The sequence below is a fragment of the Streptomyces sp. NPDC048269 genome, assembly GCF_040652395.1.
Taxonomy (GTDB): Bacteria; Actinomycetota; Actinomycetes; order Streptomycetales; family Streptomycetaceae; genus Streptomyces.
In genome coordinates, this window is sequence record NZ_JBEZLW010000003.1 from 144233 (window position 1) to 162331 (window position 18099).

The 18099-nt window shown below is 72.2% G+C and carries 12 protein-coding genes and 3 pseudogenes; 5 read left to right on the forward strand and 10 right to left on the reverse strand.

Annotated features, from left to right (window positions below; genetic code table 11):
- Positions 1–27 precede the first annotated feature (27 nt).
- Positions 28–948, forward strand: coding sequence for an NADP-dependent oxidoreductase (locus AB0D48_RS04655; protein ID WP_362390738.1), 921 nt, complete (start codon positions 28–30; stop codon positions 946–948).
- Positions 949–1065: 117 nt separating this feature from the next.
- Here the strand turns inward: AB0D48_RS04655 and AB0D48_RS04660 are convergent, their stop codons facing one another.
- From AB0D48_RS04660 to AB0D48_RS04685, 6 genes and pseudogenes are all read right to left on the reverse strand, one after another.
- On the reverse strand, positions 1066–2409 hold the full coding sequence (locus AB0D48_RS04660) for an LLM class flavin-dependent oxidoreductase (protein WP_362390740.1): 1344 nt from the start codon (positions 2407–2409) through the stop codon (positions 1066–1068).
- Positions 2410–2419: 10 nt separating this feature from the next.
- Positions 2420–3463 (reverse strand): ABC transporter permease, encoded by a 1044-nt coding sequence (locus tag AB0D48_RS04665; protein WP_362390742.1) that lies wholly within the window; start codon positions 3461–3463, stop codon positions 2420–2422.
- The gene (locus AB0D48_RS04670; protein ID WP_362390744.1) at positions 3460–4254 is read right to left on the reverse strand and encodes an ABC transporter ATP-binding protein; all 795 of its coding nucleotides are present in this window, start codon (positions 4252–4254) and stop codon (positions 3460–3462) included. The genes AB0D48_RS04665 and AB0D48_RS04670 overlap by 4 nt, the downstream gene beginning before the upstream one ends.
- A 6-nt stretch (positions 4255–4260) precedes the next feature.
- On the reverse strand, positions 4261–5301 hold the full coding sequence (locus tag AB0D48_RS04675) for an ABC transporter substrate-binding protein (RefSeq protein ID WP_362390746.1): 1041 nt from the start codon (positions 5299–5301) through the stop codon (positions 4261–4263).
- 39 nt (positions 5302–5340) lie between these two features.
- On the reverse strand, positions 5341–5901 hold the full coding sequence (ssuE, locus tag AB0D48_RS04680; RefSeq protein WP_362390748.1) for an NADPH-dependent FMN reductase: 561 nt from the start codon (positions 5899–5901) through the stop codon (positions 5341–5343).
- Between the two features lie 35 nt (positions 5902–5936).
- Positions 5937–6900: pseudogene (locus AB0D48_RS04685) on the reverse strand (TauD/TfdA family dioxygenase).
- A gap of 2272 nt (positions 6901–9172) precedes the next feature.
- Here AB0D48_RS04685 and AB0D48_RS04690 point away from each other — a divergent pair.
- The 3 genes from AB0D48_RS04690 to meaB are packed head-to-tail and all read left to right on the forward strand — an operon-like array spanning position 9173 to position 14212.
- Positions 9173–11038: a methylmalonyl-CoA mutase family protein gene (locus AB0D48_RS04690; protein WP_362390750.1), complete on the forward strand. Its 1866-nt coding sequence runs from the start codon at positions 9173–9175 to the stop codon at positions 11036–11038.
- Positions 11035–13221, forward strand: a complete 2187-nt coding sequence (scpA, locus tag AB0D48_RS04695; protein ID WP_362390752.1) for a methylmalonyl-CoA mutase — start codon at positions 11035–11037, stop codon at positions 13219–13221. Before AB0D48_RS04690 ends, scpA begins: the two co-directional genes overlap by 4 nt.
- Positions 13222–13231: 10 nt before the next feature.
- Positions 13232–14212, forward strand: coding sequence for a methylmalonyl Co-A mutase-associated GTPase MeaB (meaB, locus tag AB0D48_RS04700; protein WP_362390754.1), 981 nt, complete (start codon positions 13232–13234; stop codon positions 14210–14212).
- Between the two features lie 57 nt (positions 14213–14269).
- On the opposite strand, the gene AB0D48_RS04705 is transcribed toward meaB, so the two are convergent.
- Entirely contained in the window at positions 14270–15271 is a 1002-nt protein-coding gene (locus AB0D48_RS04705) for an asparaginase (RefSeq protein WP_362390756.1), read from the reverse strand.
- Positions 15272–15420: 149 nt separating this feature from the next.
- On the opposite strand from AB0D48_RS04705, the gene AB0D48_RS04710 reads away from it, so the two are divergent.
- On the forward strand, positions 15421–15876 hold the full coding sequence (locus tag AB0D48_RS04710; RefSeq protein ID WP_362390758.1) for an Lrp/AsnC family transcriptional regulator: 456 nt from the start codon (positions 15421–15423) through the stop codon (positions 15874–15876).
- 74 nt (positions 15877–15950) lie between these two features.
- Here AB0D48_RS04710 and AB0D48_RS04715 read toward each other — a convergent pair whose 3' ends face one another.
- The 3 genes and pseudogenes from AB0D48_RS04715 to AB0D48_RS04725 all read right to left on the reverse strand — a co-directional run.
- Positions 15951–16310: an ABC transporter permease gene (locus tag AB0D48_RS04715; RefSeq protein WP_362390760.1), complete on the reverse strand. Its 360-nt coding sequence runs from the start codon at positions 16308–16310 to the stop codon at positions 15951–15953.
- Positions 16311–16571: 261 nt separating this feature from the next.
- Positions 16572–17539, reverse strand: a pseudogene (locus tag AB0D48_RS04720) (ATP-binding cassette domain-containing protein).
- A gap of 91 nt (positions 17540–17630) precedes the next feature.
- Positions 17631–18089, reverse strand: a pseudogene (locus tag AB0D48_RS04725) (3-deoxy-7-phosphoheptulonate synthase); the annotation flags it as partial.
- Positions 18090–18099: the final 10 nt, after the last annotated feature.

Sequence of the window (18099 nt, forward strand, 5' to 3'; positions counted from 1 at the left end):
GGGCGCCACGCCGGGTTGGCGGTGATCATGAAGGCCATCGCATACAGCGCATACGGAACTTCCGAGAACCTCACGCTCGTTGACGCACCGGAGCCCAAGGTCGGACCGGGCGAGGTACTCGTCCGCGTCAAGGCCGCGGGCGTGAACCCGGTGGACTGGAAGCTCGCCGCCGGATACCTCGACCCCATCCTCGAAGTCCGCTACCCCGTCATACCCGGCTGGGACGTGGCCGGGATCGTCGAGGCGGTCGGCCCCGACACCTTCGACTACGCCGTGGGCGACGAGGTGTACGGCTACGTCCGCAAGGAATGGGTGGAGCTCGGCACCTACGCCGAACTGGTCACCGCCCCCGTCCGCACCCTCGCCCGCAAGCCCCGTGAGCTGACCTTCGAGCAGGCTGCGGGCATCCCGCTGGCCGGGCTCACCGCCTACCAGTCGCTCACCCGCGTGGGTCTCAAGGCCGGCGAGACGGTCGTCATCCACTCCGCGGCGGGCGGCACCGGCTCCTTCGGCGTGCAGATCGCCGTCGCGCTCGGCCTGCGGGTCATCGGCACGGCGGGCGCGCACAACCACGACTACCTGCGCGCGCTCGGCGCCGAACCCGTGCTGTACGGGGACGGCATGGCCGACCGCATCCGCGAGCTGGCGCCCGAAGGCGTCGACGCGGGCCTCGACTTCTTCGGGGACGACGTCATCGGGACACTCCAGGCGCTCGTGAAGCAGCGCGACCGGGTGGTCTCCATCGCCGACTACGAGGCCGCGGCCAAGGGCGCCCACCAGCTGTGGGTACGACCGGACACCGCCGACCTGACCTTCCTGGCGGAACTGGCCGACGCCGGCCGCCTCACCGTCAACGTGGAGCACGCGCTGCCGCTCGCCGAGGCCGCCAAGGCCTGGGAGCTGAGCGCCGCGGGCCGCACCCGGGGCAAGATCGTCCTCACGGTCTGACGCTCCGGCGCTCTTCATGCCGCCAGGTCTGCAGACCTGCCGGCATGAGGAGGGGGCGGTCCGCCGCGGGCCGCCCCCGTACTCACTGGGTGACGGGCCGCGCCGCCGGACCCGCGGTCATGCGCTCTGCCCGGTACTGACGTAGCGGTTGGCCGGGCGCGGAAGGCCGTAGTGCTCGCGGAGGGTGCGGCCGGTGTACTCGGTGCGGAACAGCCCGCGCCGCTGGAGGATCGGCACGACGTGGTCGACGAAGTCGGTCAGGCCGGTGGGCAGGACGGGCGCCATGATGTTGAAGCCGTCGGCGGCGCCCTGGGTGAACCACTCCTCCAGTTGGTCGGCGATCTGCTCGGGGGTGCCGGCGAAGACCCGGTGGCCGCGGCCGGCGCCGAGGCGGGCGATCAGCTCGCGCAGGGTGAGGCCGTCACGGCGGGCCAGTTCGGCGACGAGGGTGAAGCGGCTCTTGTTGCCGTTGATGTCCCGCTCCTCCGGGAGCTCGGGCAGGGTGCCGTCGAGGGGGTGGCCGGTGAGGTCGACGCCGAGCATGGTGGAGAGCTGGGCGAGGCCGTACTCCGGCACCTGGAGGTCGGTGAGCTGCTGCTCCAGTGCCTTGGCCTCGGCCTCGGTGGAGCCGATGACGGGCGCGATGCCGGGCAGGACGAGCAGGTCGCTCCCGGTGCGGCCGTACTTCGCCAGACGGGCCTTGAGGTCCTTGTAGAAGGTCTGGCCGTCGGCGAGGGTCTGCTGGGCGGTGAAGACGGCCTCTGCGTACTGGGCGGCGAACTCCTTGCCGTCCTCGGAGGATCCGGCCTGCACCAGGAGCGGGCGGCCCTGCGGGGAGCGGGGCACGTTGAGCGGGCCGGCCACGCCGAAGTGCTCGCCGCGGTGGGCGGCGGGGTGCAGCTTGTCGGTGTCCGCGTAGATGCCGCGCTCCTTGTCGAGGACGATCGCGTCGTCCTCCCAGCTGTCCCAGAGCTTGGTGGCGACGTCGAGGAACTCGCGGGCCCGGTCGTAGCGGAGGCTGTGCTCCAGGTGCTCGTCCCGGTTGAAGTTGCGGGCCTCGTCGACGCTGCCGGAGGTGACGACGTTCCAGCCGGCGCGGCCCCCGCTGATGTGGTCCAGGGAGGCGAACTTGCGGGCGGTGTGGAACGGCTCGTTGAAGGTGGTGGAGACGGTGGCGATCAGCCCGATGTGCTCGGTGACGGCGGCGATCGCGGAGAGCAGGGTGAGCGGCTCGAACCCGCCGACGGCGTTGTAGCGGGCCTTGCCCCAGAGGGCGACCCCGTCGGCGAAGAAGACCGAGTCGAGCCGGCCGCGCTCGGCGGTGCGGGCCAGCTCCTGGAAGTACCGCAGGTCGGTGACGCGTTCGGGGGTGCTGTCCGGGTGGCGCCAGGCGGCGTCGTGGTGTCCGGCGTTCATGAGGAAGGCGTTGAGGTGGAGGGTCCGGGGCGTCTGGTCGGTCATGTGGGTTTCCCTAGGAAGAGGCGGGGACGCGCCAGAGGCTGAGGCGGCGTTCGACGGTGACGAGGAGCTGGTTGAAGGCGACGCCGATCGCGGAGATCGTGATGATGCCCGCGTACATCTGCGGGATCGCGAAGTTGAACTGCGAGGCGTTGATCAGATAGCCGAGTCCCGCTTTCGCGCCGATCATCTCGGCGGCCACGAGGACGAGGATGGAGACGGCGCCTGCGAGCCGGATGCCGGTGAAGATGGCCGGGACCGAGGACGGGAGGATCACCTTCTGGAACAGGCGGGGCGTGGAGAGGTCCATCGACCGGGCGAGCCGGATCAGGGTGGGGTCGGCGTTCCGGACGGCGCTGATGGTGTTGAGCAGGACGGGCCAGAGGCAGGCGTAGACCACGATCGACACCTTCGAGGTCTCGCCGATGCCGAGGAGCAGCACGAAGACCGGGAGCAGCGCGAGGGCCGCGGTGTTGCGGAAGACCTCCAGCAGCGGCCCGAGGAAGTCGGCGAGGGGCCGGTACCAGCCGATGAGCAGGCCGAGCGGGACGGCGATGGCCACGGCAATGCCGAAGCCGCCGAAGGAGCGGATCAGGCTGGCCCGGGTGTGCTCGGCGAGCTGGCCGTCGCCGGCCAGCTCCCACCAGGCGACGGCGACCTCGCTGATGGGAGGCAGGAAGGTGGCGTCGACCAGGCCGGCGCGCGGGGCGATCTCCCAGAGGGCGATCAGGGCGAGGATCGCGGCGGTCCGGACGGCGACGGCCTTCAGGACGCGTACGACCGCCGGTGCGCCGGACTTCGTACGGGTGGAGGCAGGGATCGACGCCGGGGCGGGGGCCGCGGCAGGGGTGGGTGCCGGGGCAGGGGTGGGTGCCGGGGCAGGGGTGGGTGCCGGGGCAGGGGTGGGTGCCGGGGCAGGGGTCTTGATGACAGGGGCTCCGGCCGGGGCGGTCCCCGCGGCGGCCGCGGTGGTCCCGGCGGCGGGGGCGGGCTCGGACGGGGCCGGGGCCGTGGGGCCCGCGGCCGCCGGGGCGGTGGTGTCGGTTCCGGTGGTCATGCGGCTGCCGCCTCCTTCTCCAGTTGCTGGGCTCGGGCCACCTCGTCGTGGAGGAGGTTCCAGATCTCGTGCCGGTAGCGGGCGAACTCCGGGCTGGACCGCAGGGCCTCCCCCAGCAGTCCCTCGCGGTCGCCGAAGGAGACCGGGACGACCTCCTTGACCCGGCCGGGCCGGGAGGTCATGACCGCCACCCGCTGCCCGAGGTAGACGGCCTCCTCGATGCCGTGCGTGATGAAGACGACGGTCTTGCCGGTGCTCTGCCAGATGCGGCGCAGCTCGTCCTGGAGGGACTCGCGGGTCTGCGCGTCGAGCGCGGCGAACGGCTCGTCCATCAGCAGCACGTCCGGGTCGTACGCCAGCGAGCGGGCGATGGCGACGCGCTGGCGCATGCCGCCGGACAGCTGGTGCGGGTGCCGGTCCTCGAAGCCGGTCAGCCCGACCAGGTCCAGGAACTCCTTCGCCCGGGCAGCGCGTTGCCGGCGTGGCACACCGGTGGCCTCCAGGCCGAACTCGACGTTGCCCTGGGCGGTGCGCCACGGCAACAGCGCGTACTGCTGGAAGACGATGCCCCGGTCCAGCCCCGGCCCGGTGACCTGCTTGCCGTCGAGCAGGATCCGCCCGGCCGTGGGGGCCGACAGTCCGCCGAGGAGGTCGAGGAGCGTGGACTTGCCGCAGCCGCTGGGGCCGACGACCACGAGGAACTCCCCGCTGCGGATCTCCAGGTCGATGCCGTCGAGAGCGGTGAAGTCCCCGAAGGTCTTTCGCACTCCCTCGAACACGATCTTCGCCATGTCGGGTCAGCCCTTTCCGTAGCCGTTGAACTCATTGGTGTAGAGGTCGGACGGCTCGAACCGGCCCTGCTTGATCTCGCCCCGCTCGCCGAGCCAGTCGAGCCAGAGCTGGAACTCCTTGTCGGGTATCCGGCCGCCCGTCTCGGCGATCCCGTACGAGCGCCAGTACTGCAGGGCGGAGGTGTCCTCGTTGCGGCCGCGCTTCTTGACGATCTCGGTCATCCGGGCGACGGCCTCCTCGCGCGGAGTGGTGCGGGACCACTCGATGGCCTTGGCCACGCCCGTGACGAAGGTCCGTACGGTGTCCGGGTTCTGCTTGATGAAACGCTCGGTCATGATGTAGGTGCCCGCACTGAACGGGCCGAGCAGATCCACATCGGTGAACAGCGGGCGGATGCCGCCGGAGGCGATGGCCTTGTCTCGCAGGATGCCGGTGAGCACCCCGACCTCGATCTGCTTGGCGCGCAGGGCCTGTTCGGTGTTGACGGGCGGTACGACCAGGGCCTCGACCTTGGCCGCGTCCGCCTCGGACAGGCCGTTGCGGCTCAGGTAGGTGTCGAGCAGGGCCTGGTAGTGGGCGCCCAGGGTGTTCATGCCGACCTTCTTGCCGATCAGGTCGCGGGCGGAGCGGATCGGGCTGTCCTCCAGGACGAAGTAGCCGGCGTAGGAGTACTGGTCCGAACCGTAGGAGGAGATGACCGCCTTGATAGGCGCGTTGCCGGCGGCGAGCTTGATGACCGCGCCGTTGAAGGCGCTGCCGAAGTGGGTCTGGCCGGTGGCGGCGGACTGGATGTCCTGCGGGCCGCTGATGGTGTTGCCGACCCATTCGAGTTTTACGTCCTCGAAGTAGCCGAGGTCCGCGGCGAGTTCGGGGAGCGTGACCGCGCCGACCGAGCCCTGGTACTTCAGGGTCTTGACCTGCGGGCCGGAGCCGGATCCGCCGCCGGTGGCGGTGGCCGTGCCGCAGCTCACCGCGGCCGCCGAGATGCCGAGCAGGGTCAGGAACTGGCGCCGGGAGGTGGAGGTCGAGGCGAGGGCTGCAGGCATGACGGTTCCTTGTGGGTGCTGGTCGCGGAGCGGGCTGTATTACGGGGCGGCGGTGAGCGCGGTGGTGTGCGTCGCGGAACGCAGGGCGTCGGCGAACTCGTCGACGGCCTGGAAGAGGTCCAGCTCCGCCTCGGGCCGCAGCCGGTCGGGGCCGGAACCGCGCTCGACCGAGGAGTCGAGGACGAACCTCCCGGCGGTGACGTGCCGGGCGCCGAGGGCGGCGAGCACGGGGCGCAGGGCGTAGTCGATGGTCAGGACGTGGGCGAGACTGCCGCCGGTGACCAGCGGCAGCACCGTCTTGCCGGCCAGGCCGTCCTGCGGGAGGAGGTCGAGGAAGGCCTTGAGCAGGCCGGTGTACGAGGCCTTGTAGACCGGGGTCGCGATGACGATCCCGTCGGCCCCGGCAACGGCTTCGAGTGCCCGGCGGATCTCGGGCTCGCCGCGCCGGGCGGAGAGCAGGTCGGCGGCCGGGAGGTCGCGGACGGGGAGGTGCGCGGTGTCGAAGCCGGAATGGGAGAGGCGGCCCAGCACGTGGTCGGCGACGACCTCGGTACGGGAGTGGAGCGACGGGCTGCCGGTGAGGGCGAGCAGGTGGGGCACGGGGGCTCCTTGGGTGTCGTACGGGAGCTGGACGGTCAGGCGGAGGCGGTGGAGGTGGTGGAGGCCGTGGAGGCGTTCGAAGCTCCGGAGGCGATGCCGAAGGAGGGGTCCGGGACGGCCTCCGGGCTGATCAGCCGGGAGGGCTCGCCGTTGGGGCCGACCGGGATGTCGCCGTCGACGGTGACGCGGCGCAGGATGCGCTCGTGCTCGTCGGAGTCGTCCACGCCGTAGTGCTGGGTGGCGCGGTTGTCCCAGATGGCGACGTCGCCGGCCCGCCACTGCCAGCGGACGGTGTTCTCGGGACTCTCGATGTGGGCCTGGAAGAGGTCCTGGAGGAGGCGGGAGTCGCGGCCCGTGAAGCCCTGGATGCGCTGGACGAAGTTGCCGAGCAGCAGGGTGCGTTCGCCGGTCTCGGGGTGGACGCGCACCACGGGGTGCTCGGTGCGGAACGCGGTGGAGGTGAAGACCTCGCGGTACTGGGCCAGCGCCTCGGGCAGGGCGTCGGGCTTCAGCGCGGCGTAGTCGTACTCGTTGGAGTGGACGGCGCGCAGGCCGTCGGCGAGCGCCCGGAGGGGCTCGGGGAGGTTGCCGTAGGCGGTGGCGGTGTTGGCCCAGAGGGTGTTGCCGCCGTACGGGGGGGATGGTGACGGCGCGGAGGATGGAAAAGGCCGGGTAGGCGGGGACGAAGGTGACGTCGGTGTGCCACTGGTTGGCGCGGGCGCCGTGGTGGGAGTCGATGCCGAGGGCGTAACGGCCGTCGGCGGAGGGGACGGTGGGGTGCGCGACGGGCGTGCCGAGCAACTGGGCGAAGGCCTCGTGGCCGGCTTCGTCGAGGTGGTCCTGGCTGCGGAAGAAGACGACCTTGTGGGCGAGGAGCGCGGCGCGGATCTCGGCGACGGCGGCACCGGGCAGATCGCCGCCGAGGCGTACGCCGCTGATCTCGGCGCCGATGCGGCCGCCGATCTTCGTGATGGTGACGGGGGTGACTGCGGTGGCCATGGGGACTCCCTGGGGTCGATTCCGGCAGCGGAGTAAACGGGCATACGGGGCGGGCCGGCGGGCGGAGGGGACACGGAGCCGGCCGGGGGCGGAGCCGGCCGGGGGCGGAGCCGGCCGGGGGCGGAGCCGGCCGGGGGCACGGCGGGGCGGGCGGGCGGGCGGCCACGGCCTCCCCGGACGGTGGGCGGGCCGAGCTTGCGGTCGGGCCGTGGGGACGGGGCCGTGGCGTCGACCCTTCGGTCCGGACCTTGACGCCGGGCCGTGCGGGCGGAGCCTGGGGCCGGGCCTCGGGGCCGAGCTTGAAGCCGGAACCTTGGAACCAGGCCTCGGAACCAGAACCTGGACCGGACCTCGGAACCGGACCTTGAACCAGGCCAAGGACCCCAGCCGTAGAGCCGAGACCTCGGAACCGGAGCCTGAGACCGGACCTTCGAACCAGGCCTCGGAACTGGCGCCTGAGACCGGACCTTGGAACCAGACCTCGGGACAGGACCTTGAACCAGGCCACGGAACCCGGCCGTAGAGCCGAGACCTCGGAACCAGAGCCTGAGACCGGACCTTCGAACCAGGCCTCGGAACCGGAGCCTGAGGCCGGCCCCTCGAACCGGCCCTGGGACGGGGCCCCGGGACGGGCTTCCGAGCCGGACCATGGAACCGAGCCATGGAGAACCGGGCCGGACTTCGGAACCGGGGGCCTGAGGCCGGACCTCGGGGCCGAGCCCGGCCCGTGAAACCGGATCATGAGGCGGACCGAGGCCGGTCCACGAGGCTGGGCTCAGGGCCGGACGTAGGGCTGGGCCTTGGACCGGGTCTTGGGGGCAGCCGGGTCAGGCGCGGCGCGGGGCCGGACAGCGGCGGCCCGGACACTCGCCCGGCCCAGTACAACAGAGGCCGGTGGTGTGGAGCCGCGGGGCGAGGAGTTCGTTCGCGGACATGGCTCGGAGCGTGTCAGCGCTCCCGCCACCGGTCAACCCTCGGCGGGCGGCCACCCCTGAGGCCTCGGCCGGGCCCGTTCACCCACTGCGACCTGGGCTTTCCTGTACCGAGAGAGGTACGTCGTCCTGGTCATGGCGGCCGAAAACCGTGGCCGGATTTCATGGCCCCGCAACGCGGCGGCCACGCACTCGCCGAGATCCGGCCGCCGCAGCCCGGATCCCTCCCCCACCCAGCCCCTTCCCGGAACCGTGGGCTCCGCCCCCGGACACCCGCGCCTGGATCCCCCCAGCTCCCACCGGGAGGTGCCCCCGGGCGCGGCTCCAACACCTGACAAAGCTGCCGGGCGCGGCCACCCCCACACCCCGTCAGGCTCCCGGCAGGGGCCCGCACCGCCCCGCCGCCTCCGGCGCAGCCGAACCCCGCCCCGTCCCCGGCCCCGCGAAGTCCTGCCAGGACACCGCCGAATCCCGGACCGCCGCAGCCGAGGCGCCCTGCCCCGGGCCGGCGAACCGAACCCCCACCCCGCCGAGCCCCCGGCGTAGCCGGACCGACCGTCCGGTCCTCGGCGGTCCTTCGCCAGGCGGCCGGTCGACGGTGGGCCCGGGCACGGGGGTTCGTCATGCTCTGAGGGGACGCCCCCAACCCCCGCCCCCGCCCCCGAGGACCTCGTGACGCGTACGGCCGGTGCTGGTCGGGCGGCCGTCAATGCCCCGGCTCTCGGCAACGGGGGGACCGTGCACCAGGGCCCCGGCCCGGGCTCGGCCTGCGGGCGGCCTTGCCCAGCTGCAGGTGCCCCGCTCATGGACTCCCGGTGCGTGTGGACGTACCGGCTGCCTCCGGGCGACGGCGTCCGGCACCGCGATCGGCGCCGAGTCGGTGCGCCGCGGCGGTGCGCCGCGGCGGTGCGCCGCGGCGTCATGCCGGCGGACCCGTCCGGCGAGCTGCCGGTGGCCGCGGCCGCCACCGGCGACCCTGTGGACGCGCCCGATCGGCTGCTGCTGCGCGAGCGCGCCCGCGTAGAGCGCCGCGTGGCGGCTCTTCTGTGGGATGTCTTCAATCCGGCGGTCATGGTCGTGACCGAGCGGCCGGGTGTCCTGCACGAGGGACATCCTGAGGAGATCCTGCGGAGATCCGGGGCGCCGCGACGGAGCTCCCGCACGTCCGCACCGGCCTCCCACGGATCGTCGGTACCGCGCGCGGGACCTGCCGTACTCCCGGAGAGGCGGCAATCGTGCTGCTCAGCCTGGTTTCCAGGATCCGTTCGGTACGCCGTGAGAGGGCGAGATCACACCGCTCGGTATGGTGCCACCTGAGCGCCCTCCCCTACATTCGAGCCATGACGGTCCTGCCTGACGACGGGCTCTCCCTGGCCGCCGAGTTCCCTGACGCGACGCATGAGCAGTGGCAGCGCCTTGTAGAGGGCGTACTGCGCAAGTCGGGCAAGGAAGCCTCCGGCGAGGCCGCTGAAGAAGCGTTGTCCACCCCACTCGAGGACGGGCTCACCACCCGCCCGCTGTACACCGCGCCGCCCGACGGGGCGGCTCCCGACACCGGTTTCCCCGGATTCGCCCCCTTCGTACGGGGCGGCAGGCCGGAAGGCACCACCGCGAGCGGCTGGGACGTGCGCCAGCGCCTCGCGGGCACCGATCCCGCACGCGTGAACGAGGCGGTCCTCGCAGACCTGGAGAACGGGGTCACCTCCCTCTGGCTGACCGCGGGCCGCGGCGGCGTCCCGGTCGACGGGCTCGCCCGGGCGCTGGACGGGGTCTACCTGGACCTCGCCCCGGTCTCCCTGGACGCCGGAGCCGAATACGCGGAGGCCGCGCGGGCGTTCCTCGGCCTGTGTGCCGAGCGCGGGATGCGGCCCACCGCGGTACGGGCGAGTCTCGGCGCCGACCCCCTGGGCCACGAGGCCCGTACGGGCGAGGCCCTCGACATGGCCGACGCCGTGTCCCTGGCCCGGGAAGCCGCCTCCGGTTACCCCGGGGTCCGCGCCCTGACCGTGGACGCCCTGCCGTACCACGAGGCCGGCGGCAGCGCCGCCGAGGAGCTGGGCCTGTCCCTGGCCACCGGCGTCGCCTACCTGCGCGCCCTCACCGAAGCCGGCCTGAGCACCGCGGCGGCCCTCGGCCAGCTGGAGTTCCGCTACGCGGCCACGGCCGACCAGTTCCTCACGATCGCCAAGCTGCGCGCCGCGCGCCGCCTGTGGGCCCGTGTCGCCGAGGCCTCGGGGGCCCCGGAGGCGGGCGCCCAGCTCCAGCACGCGGTGACCTCGCCGGTGATGATGACCCGCCGCGACCCGTGGGTGAACATGCTGCGCACCACCGTGGCCTGCATGGCCGCGGGTGTGGGCGGCGCGGACTCCGTCACCGTGCTCCCCTTCGACAACGAGCTGGGGCTGCCGGACGCGTTCGCGCGCCGGATCGCCCGCAACACCTCCACGATCCTGCTGGAGGAGTCGCACCTGGCCCGCGTGATCGACCCGGCGGGCGGTTCGTACTACGTCGAGCGGCTCACCGACGAACTCGCGAACGCTGCCTGGGAGTTCTTCCAGACCGTGGAGAAGGCGGGCGGCCAGGCCGCCGCCCTGCGCTCCGGGCTGGTCGCCGAACGGCTGGCCGCCACCTGGGCCGTCCGCTCGAAGAAGCTGGCCAAGCGCCGCGAACCGATCACCGGTGTCAGCGAGTTCCCGCTGCTGTCGGAGAAGCCGGTGGTCCGCGAGAGCGCACCCCCCGCGCCCACCGGGGGGCTTCCCCGGGTCCGGCGCGACGAGGCGTACGAGGCGCTGCGCGCCCGCAGCGACGCACACCTGGCGGCGACCGGCGCCCGGCCGAGGATCTTCCTGGCCGCGCTGGGTCCGGCGGCCGCGCACACCGCGCGGGCCACCTTCGCCTCGAACCTGTTCCAGGCGGGCGGCATCGAACCGGTGCACGACCCGGTGTCCGTGGACCCGGCGACGGCCGCCGAGGCGTACGCCGCGAGCGGCGCCGACGGCATGGCCGTGCTGTGTTCCAGCGACGCGCTGTACGAGGAGCAGGCCGAGGCGGTGGCCGGGGCCCTGCGCGACGCGGGTGCCACGACCGTGTTCCTCGCCGGCAAGCCGGGTACCGCAGAGGCTTCCGTGGACGAGTACGTCTTCGCCGGCTGTGACGCCGTCGCCGTGCTGTCCTCCGTACTCGACCGGATGGGAGTGCCGTCTTGAGCATCCCCGATTTCTCCGAGCTGGCGCTCGGCCCCACCGCCGCCGCCGGGGTCTGCGAGGACCAGTGGCGCTCCGCGGTGAAGGAGTCCACCGGCACCGCGGCCGCGGACCTGCTGTGGGAGACCCCCGAGGGCATCGGCGTCAAGCCGCTGTACACGGGCCGGGACCTGGAGGGCCTGGACTTCCTCCGGACCTACCCGGGCGTGGCCCCGTACCTGCGCGGCCCGTACCCGACGATGTACGTCAACCAGCCCTGGACGATCCGGCAGTACGCCGGTTTCTCCACGGCCGAGGAGTCGAACGCCTTCTACCGGCGCAACCTGGCGTCCGGTCAGAAGGGCCTGTCGGTGGCCTTCGACCTGCCGACGCACCGCGGCTACGACAGCGACCACCCGCGCGTCACCGGCGACGTGGGCATGGCCGGCGTGGCCATCGACTCGATCTATGACATGCGGCAGCTGTTCGACGGGATCCCGCTCGACAAGATGTCGGTGTCGATGACGATGAACGGCGCGGTGCTGCCCGTTCTCGCCCTGTACATCGTGGCGGCGGAGGAGCAGGGCGTCTCCCCCGACAAGCTCGCCGGGACCATCCAGAACGACATCCTCAAGGAGTTCATGGTCCGCAACACCTACATCTACCCGCCCAAGCCCTCGATGCGGATCATCTCCGACATCTTCGCGTTCACCTCGCAGAAGATGCCGCGGTACAACTCGATCTCCATCTCCGGCTACCACATCCAGGAGGCCGGGGCCACGGCCGACCTGGAGCTGGCGTACACCCTCGCGGACGGTGTGGAGTACCTGCGGGCCGGGCAGGCCGTCGGACTGGACGTGGACGCGTTCGCGCCGCGCCTGTCGTTCTTCTGGGCGATCGGCATGAACTTCTTCATGGAGGTCGCGAAGCTGCGCGCCGCCCGCCTGCTGTGGGCGCGCCTGGTCAAGCAGTTCGACCCGCAGAACGCCAAGTCGCTGTCGTTGCGCACGCATTCGCAGACCTCCGGCTGGTCTCTGACCGCGCAGGACGTCTTCAACAACGTGACCCGCACGTGCATCGAGGCGATGGCGGCGACCCAGGGCCACACCCAGTCACTGCACACCAACGCCCTCGACGAGGCGCTCGCGCTGCCGACGGACTTCTCGGCGCGCATCGCCCGCAACACCCAGCTGCTGCTGCAGCAGGAGTCGGGGACCTGCCGGTCGATCGACCCGTGGGGCGGCAGCGCGTACGTCGAGAAGCTGACGTACGACCTGGCCCGGCGGGCCTGGCAGCACATCGAGGAGGTCGAGGCGGCCGGCGGCATGGCGCAGGCCATCGACGCGGGCATCCCGAAGCTGCGCGTGGAGGAGGCCGCGGCGCGGACGCAGGCGCGGATCGACTCGGGCCGGCAGCCGGTGATCGGCGTGAACAAGTACCGCGTGGAGACGGACGAGCAGATCGACGTCCTCAAGGTCGACAACTCCTCGGTCCGCTCCCAGCAGATCGCCAAGCTGCGGCGACTGCGCGAGGAGCGCGACGAGGCGGTCACCCAGGACACCCTGCGGGCGCTGACGAACGCGGCCGGGCGCGGCGACGGCAACCTGCTGGCCCTGGCGGTCGACGCGGCGCGCGCCAAGGCGACGGTGGGTGAGATCTCCGACGCATTGGAGAAGGTGTACGGGCGGCACGCGAGCCAGATCCGTACGATCTCGGGTGTGTACCGCACCGAAGCAGGCGAGTCCCCGTCCGTGGAGCGCACCCGCGCCCTGGTCGACCGGTTCGAGGAGGCGGAGGGCCGCCGTCCGCGCATCCTGGTCGCCAAGATGGGCCAGGACGGCCACGACCGCGGCCAGAAGGTGATCGCGACCGCCTTCGCCGACCTGGGCTTCGACGTGGACGTCGGCCCGCTGTTCCAGACCCCGGCGGAGGTGGCCCGCCAGGCCGTCGAGGCGGACGTCCACGTGGTGGGCGTCTCGTCGCTGGCGGCCGGCCACCTGACCCTCGTACCGGCGCTGCGCGAGCAGTTGGCGGCGGAGGGCCGCGAGGACATCATGATCGTCGTGGGTGGGGTCATCCCGCCGGCCGATGTCCCCACGCTGCTGGAGATGGGCGCCACGGCGGTGTTCCCGCCCGGCACGGTGATCCCGGACGCCGCCCACGACCTGGTGACGCGGCTGGCCGCGGATCTGGGCCACGAGCTGTAGGCGGCTGCCGGTGCCGAAGATCGACATCCAGGCCTACGCGAAGGGGGTGCTCGACGGGAAGCGCGCGTTCATCGCGCGCGCGATCACGCTCGTCGAGTCCACCCTGCCCGCGCACCGGGCCCTGGCCCAGGGCCTGTTGACGGAACTCCTCCCGCACGCCGGGAAGGCGCGCCGGATCGGCATCAGCGGGGTGCCGGGGGTGGGCAAGTCCACGTTCATCGACGCGTTCGGCACGATGCTGACCGGCCTGGGCCACAAGGTCGCGGTCCTGGCGGTCGACCCGTCGTCGAAGCGCACGGGCGGCTCCATCCTCGGCGACAAGACGCGGATGGAGCGGCTGGCGGTCGACCCGGCGGCCTTCGTCCGCCCGTCGCCCTCGGCCGGGACGCTGGGCGGGGTCGCGAAGGCCACGCGCGAGTCGATGATCGTGATGGAGGCGGCGGGTTACGACGTGGTCCTCGTCGAGACGGTCGGCGTGGGCCAGTCGGAGACCACGGTGGCGGGGATGGTCGACTCCTTCCTGCTGCTCTCCCTGGCCCGCACGGGCGACCAGCTGCAGGGCATCAAGAAGGGCGTCCTGGAGCTGGCGGACGTCCTCGCCGTCAACAAGGCGGACGGCCCGCACGAGCGGGACGCCAAGGCGGCCGCCCGTGAACTGTCGGGCGCGCTGCGCCTGATGCACCCGGCCGACGCGGCGTGGACCCCGCCGGTCCTGACGTGCAGCGCCCGCGAGTCGGCAGGCCTGGACGAGGTGTGGAACCGCCTCGAACAGCACCGCACCCTGCTGGCCGCGGGCGGGCGGCTGGCGGCGAAGCGGGCGTCCCAGCAGGTGGAGTGGACCTGGTCGATGGTCCGCGAGGAACTGCTGGAGCGGCTTCGTTCGGACCCGTCGGTACGGGACCTGGCGCCCGAGCTGGAAGCCGCGGTGCGGGCGGGCTCGGTCACGCCGACCTCGGCGGCGGACCGGATCCTGGCGGCCTTCGGGAACTGAACGGCCGGACGGCGCCCACCGGGCGCCGTCCGGTCAGGTGCAGCGCAGGGTGACGTACTAGGCCCCGACCAGGACCGGGCCCTCGGCGGAGAGGGCTTCGCGCAGGACGCGGGTCTGCTCCGCGCTGTCCGTGGAGGACAGCAGTGCGGAGAGGACTGCGATGCGGGCCTGGCCCGCGCGCAGGGTGCCCGTCGGTACGGCTCCGGCCGCGACCAGGTCCACCGCGCCACCGTGGGTGTATATCTCGGTGACCGGGCCGGCCATCACACGCGTGGTGAGCGCGACCAGCACGCCGCGCCCGATGGCGGCCTTGACGGCGTCCACGATCTCGGGGGTCGCGTTGCCCGCGCCGGTCCCGACGAGGACGAGGCCCCGCGCGCCGGCCGCGACGGCGGCGTTCAGCAGCACCGGGTCGCCGTCGGCGTGGTGCACCACCACGTCCACGCGCGGCGGGAGTTCGGGCATCGCGGGCAGCGGGAGGGGGGCGGGGCGCTGGGGGGTGCGCAGGACGGCGACCTTGCCGAAGCCGACCTTGCCGAGGAGTTCCTTCGAGGGGTCGGCGAACGCGTCCAGGTCCACGGCCTGGGTCTTCACGGTGCCGCGGGCGGCGTGCACCCGGCCGGCGAAGGCGATCAGCACGCCCAGCCCGCGGGTGGTGGCGGCGGTGAGCAGCGCGTCGTAGAGGTTGCCCGGTCCGTCGCCGTCGGCGGTGCCCATGGGCCGCTGCGAGCCGGTGAACACCACGGAGCGCGGGTCGTGGTGGTGCAGGTCGACGAGGAACGCCGATTCTTCGAGGGTGTCCGTGCCGTGCGTGACGACGATGCCGTCCACGCCGGGGTCGGCGAGGACCTCGTGCACGGTACGCAGCAGGGTGAGCTGGTGGGCCGTGGTGAGCCGCGGGCTGTTCACGCTGAACAGGTCCACCAGCTCGACGCTGATGCCCTCGGGCAACGGCGCGGTGGCCATGACCTCGCTGCCGTCGGCGTCCGCCGCGAAACCCGAGCCCTGCCAACGGCTGGCTATCGTCCCGCCGGTGCTGATGACGACGATCCGTCCCATGGCCGTGGCCGCCCTTTCCTCGTATTCCTGGTCACTCGCGCGCGCGAACTCGCACACGTGTACTGAAACGGCAATCATAGGGATATCTACGCGCAATGCGATTGCTTCTTTGGCCCCCGTTGTCACACTGGGTGGGTGATAATTGCGCAATGGATGCCATCGACCGGGATATCTTGCGCGAGCTCCAGGCGGACGGCCGGCTCAGCAACCAGGAGCTCGCCCAGCGCGTGGGACTGACCCCCTCCCCCTGTATGCGCCGGGTGCGGCAGCTGGAACAGGACGGGGTGATCCAGGGATATCGCGCCGTGATCTCCCCCGAGGCGGTCGGCCGTGGGTTCGAGGTGCTCGTCTCGGTGGAGGTGCGCCGTGACCGTGAGGCGGTCGAGGCCTTCGAGGCGGCCCTGCAGGACATCCCCGACGTCATCGAGGCGTACCGCCTCTTCGGCAGTCCCGGCTGCCTGCTGCGGATCGCGGTCGCGGACCTGCGCGCGTACGAACGCCTGTGGATCGAGAAGCTGACCGCACTGTCCGGGGTCACCGAGGTCAACTCGCAGATCATCATGAAGCGCATCAAGGAGCCGACCGGTCTGCCCGTCGAACGGTGAGCGGAGGCGAGGACGCGAGACGGGGCGGCAGCTGCCCCCCGGCCGCTGCCGCCCCTGCGTTCCCTTCCTCCGGGCTACCTGCCCAGGCGGTGCCGGTACGCGCGCATCGACAGCGGGAAGAACACCGCGAAAAAGGCCGCCATCCAGGCCAGACCGCCCAGCAGCGGGCCCGTCAGCGGGCCCTCGCCAAGCAGCAGCGAACGGTTGACGTCGGTCATCAGGGTGACCGGGTTGATGTTCACCCAGGTCTGCAGCCAGCCCGGCATGGTCTCGGCGGGGGCGAAGACGTTGCTGCCGAAGCTGAGCGGCATGACCGCGCCGATCAGGACGCCGGGGACGGCCGCCGGGGTGCGGACCAGGATGCCGGCCAGGATCGAGGGGAGGCTGCGCAGCCGGTAGAAGAAGCCCTTGGAGATGTCCGTGCACAGCGCCACTGCCGATGGTGACGAACAGCGGGCTGAACACCAGCAGGCCCGGGACGAGTTGCTGGAGGTAGCCGTCCCGGTCGCCGCCGGCGATGGCGCCGCTGAACAGGAACGTGAACATGAACAGCATCAGCAGCGGCTGGAGCGTCACGTCGACCAGGGCGTCAGGGTTCTTCCTGAGCTTGGTGACGTTCCGGGAGGCCAGGGACAGCGCGTTCCCGACCGCTTCCAGCGGGCCTATGCGGCGGCGCGCCGCACGGGTGGGGGTCGTCATCGAAGCTTCTCTTCCGTGAGGGGGGCCCGTACGCCGCCCGGGCTGGTGATCGCGAGGAACGTCTCGTCCATCGTGGGCAACCGCAGCCCGAGCTCGTCGAAGGCCACGTCGGCCCCGTCGAGCTTGTGGACCAGGGCGGAGAGGATCATCGGGTCCTGCACCGGCACGGTGAGCCGGCCGGTGTCCTCGTCGCGTGCGGGCAGCTGGCCGGTGAGGCCGAGCATGATCTGGGCGACGGTGTCCACCTGGTCGCGCCGGGCGGCCCGTACCTCCAGCGTCTGGCCGCCCGCCATCCGCTTGAGTTCGTCCGGACGGCCCTCGGCGACGACCGTGCCGTGGTTGAAGACGGTGATGTGGTCGGCGAGCTGGTCGGCCTCTTCGAGGTACTGCGTGGTGAGCAGGACGGTGACCCCGCCCGCGAGGAGGCCCCGGACGGTGTCCCAGACCTCGTTGCGGCTGTGCGGGTCGAGGCCGGTGGTCGGCTCGTCCAGGTAGAGCACCAACGGCCGGCCGACCAGGCTGGCCGCGAGGTCGGCGCGGCGGCGCATGCCGCCCGAGTACGTCTTCACCGGGCGGCCCTCGGCCTCGGTGAGACCGAAGTCGGCGAGGAGTTCACGGGCGCGGGCCCGCGCGTCGGCGGCCGGCAGCCGCAGCAGCCGGCCGATGAGCGTGAGGTTCTCGACGGCGCTGAGTTCCTCGTCGAGCGCCGCGTACTGGCCCGTCAGGCCGATCACGCCGCGCACCCCGACCGGGTCGCGGATCAGGTCGTACCCGCCGACCGTCGCCCGGCCGGCGTCCGGGGTCAGCAGGGTCGCGAGGATGCGTACGGCGTCGTCTTCCCGGCCCCGTTGGGGCCGAGGACGCCGTGGACGGTGCCGGCCGGCACCGCGAGGTCGACGTCCCGCAGGGCCGTCGTCTCCCGGTACCGTTTGACCAGTCCCTCGGCCTCGATCGCGAGCGGCATGGGAGTTTCCCTTTCGTAGGCTGGCGTGCGAGATGTTTCCACCCGCCCGATCGGCGTCACAAGGTCCTTAAGTCCTCGCCTAATCGCCCGCTCAGGCGGAATACCCCGAGCGCAGCAAGTCGCCTACGGCAAAGGCGAGTTCGAGTGACTGCACGGCATTGAGCCGCGGATCGCAGGCCGTCTCGTACCGTGTGCCGAGCTGCCCGTCGACGATCTCCTGCAGATCACCGCCGAGGCATTCGGTGACGTCGTCACCGGTGAGTTCGAGGTGAATTCCCCCGGGGTGCGTGCCCTCTTCCCGGTGTACGGCGAAGAATTCGGCGACTTCGGCGGTGACATCGGACAGCCTGCGGGTCTTGTAGCCGCTGTCGGAGACGATGGTGTTGCCGTGCATCGGGTCGCAGGCCCACACCGGCGCGTGTCCGGCGGAGCGTACGGCTCGCAGCAGCGGCGGCAGCAGGTCGGCGGCCTTCCCCGCGCCGAGGCGGGTGATCAGGACCAGCCGGCCGGGCTCCCGGGCCGGGTCCAGCCGTTCGCACAGCTCGCGCAGGCCCTCCGGG

Coding starts and splice junctions, on each gene's coding strand:
- AB0D48_RS04665 (WP_362390742.1), bottom strand. CDS start 3,463: ATGACCACCGGAACCGACACCACCGCCCCGGCGGCCGCGGGCCCCACG.
- AB0D48_RS04675 (WP_362390746.1), bottom strand. CDS start 5,301: ATGCCTGCAGCCCTCGCCTCGACCTCCACCTCCCGGCGCCAGTTCCTG.
- AB0D48_RS04660 (WP_362390740.1), bottom strand. CDS start 2,409: ATGACCGACCAGACGCCCCGGACCCTCCACCTCAACGCCTTCCTCATG.
- AB0D48_RS04670 (WP_362390744.1), bottom strand. CDS start 4,254: ATGGCGAAGATCGTGTTCGAGGGAGTGCGAAAGACCTTCGGGGACTTC.
- AB0D48_RS04710 (WP_362390758.1), top strand. CDS start 15,421: ATGGATGCCATCGACCGGGATATCTTGCGCGAGCTCCAGGCGGACGGC.
- AB0D48_RS04655 (WP_362390738.1), top strand. CDS start 28: ATGAAGGCCATCGCATACAGCGCATACGGAACTTCCGAGAACCTCACG.
- AB0D48_RS04690 (WP_362390750.1), top strand. CDS start 9,173: ATGACGGTCCTGCCTGACGACGGGCTCTCCCTGGCCGCCGAGTTCCCT.
- AB0D48_RS04705 (WP_362390756.1), bottom strand. CDS start 15,271: ATGGGACGGATCGTCGTCATCAGCACCGGCGGGACGATAGCCAGCCGT.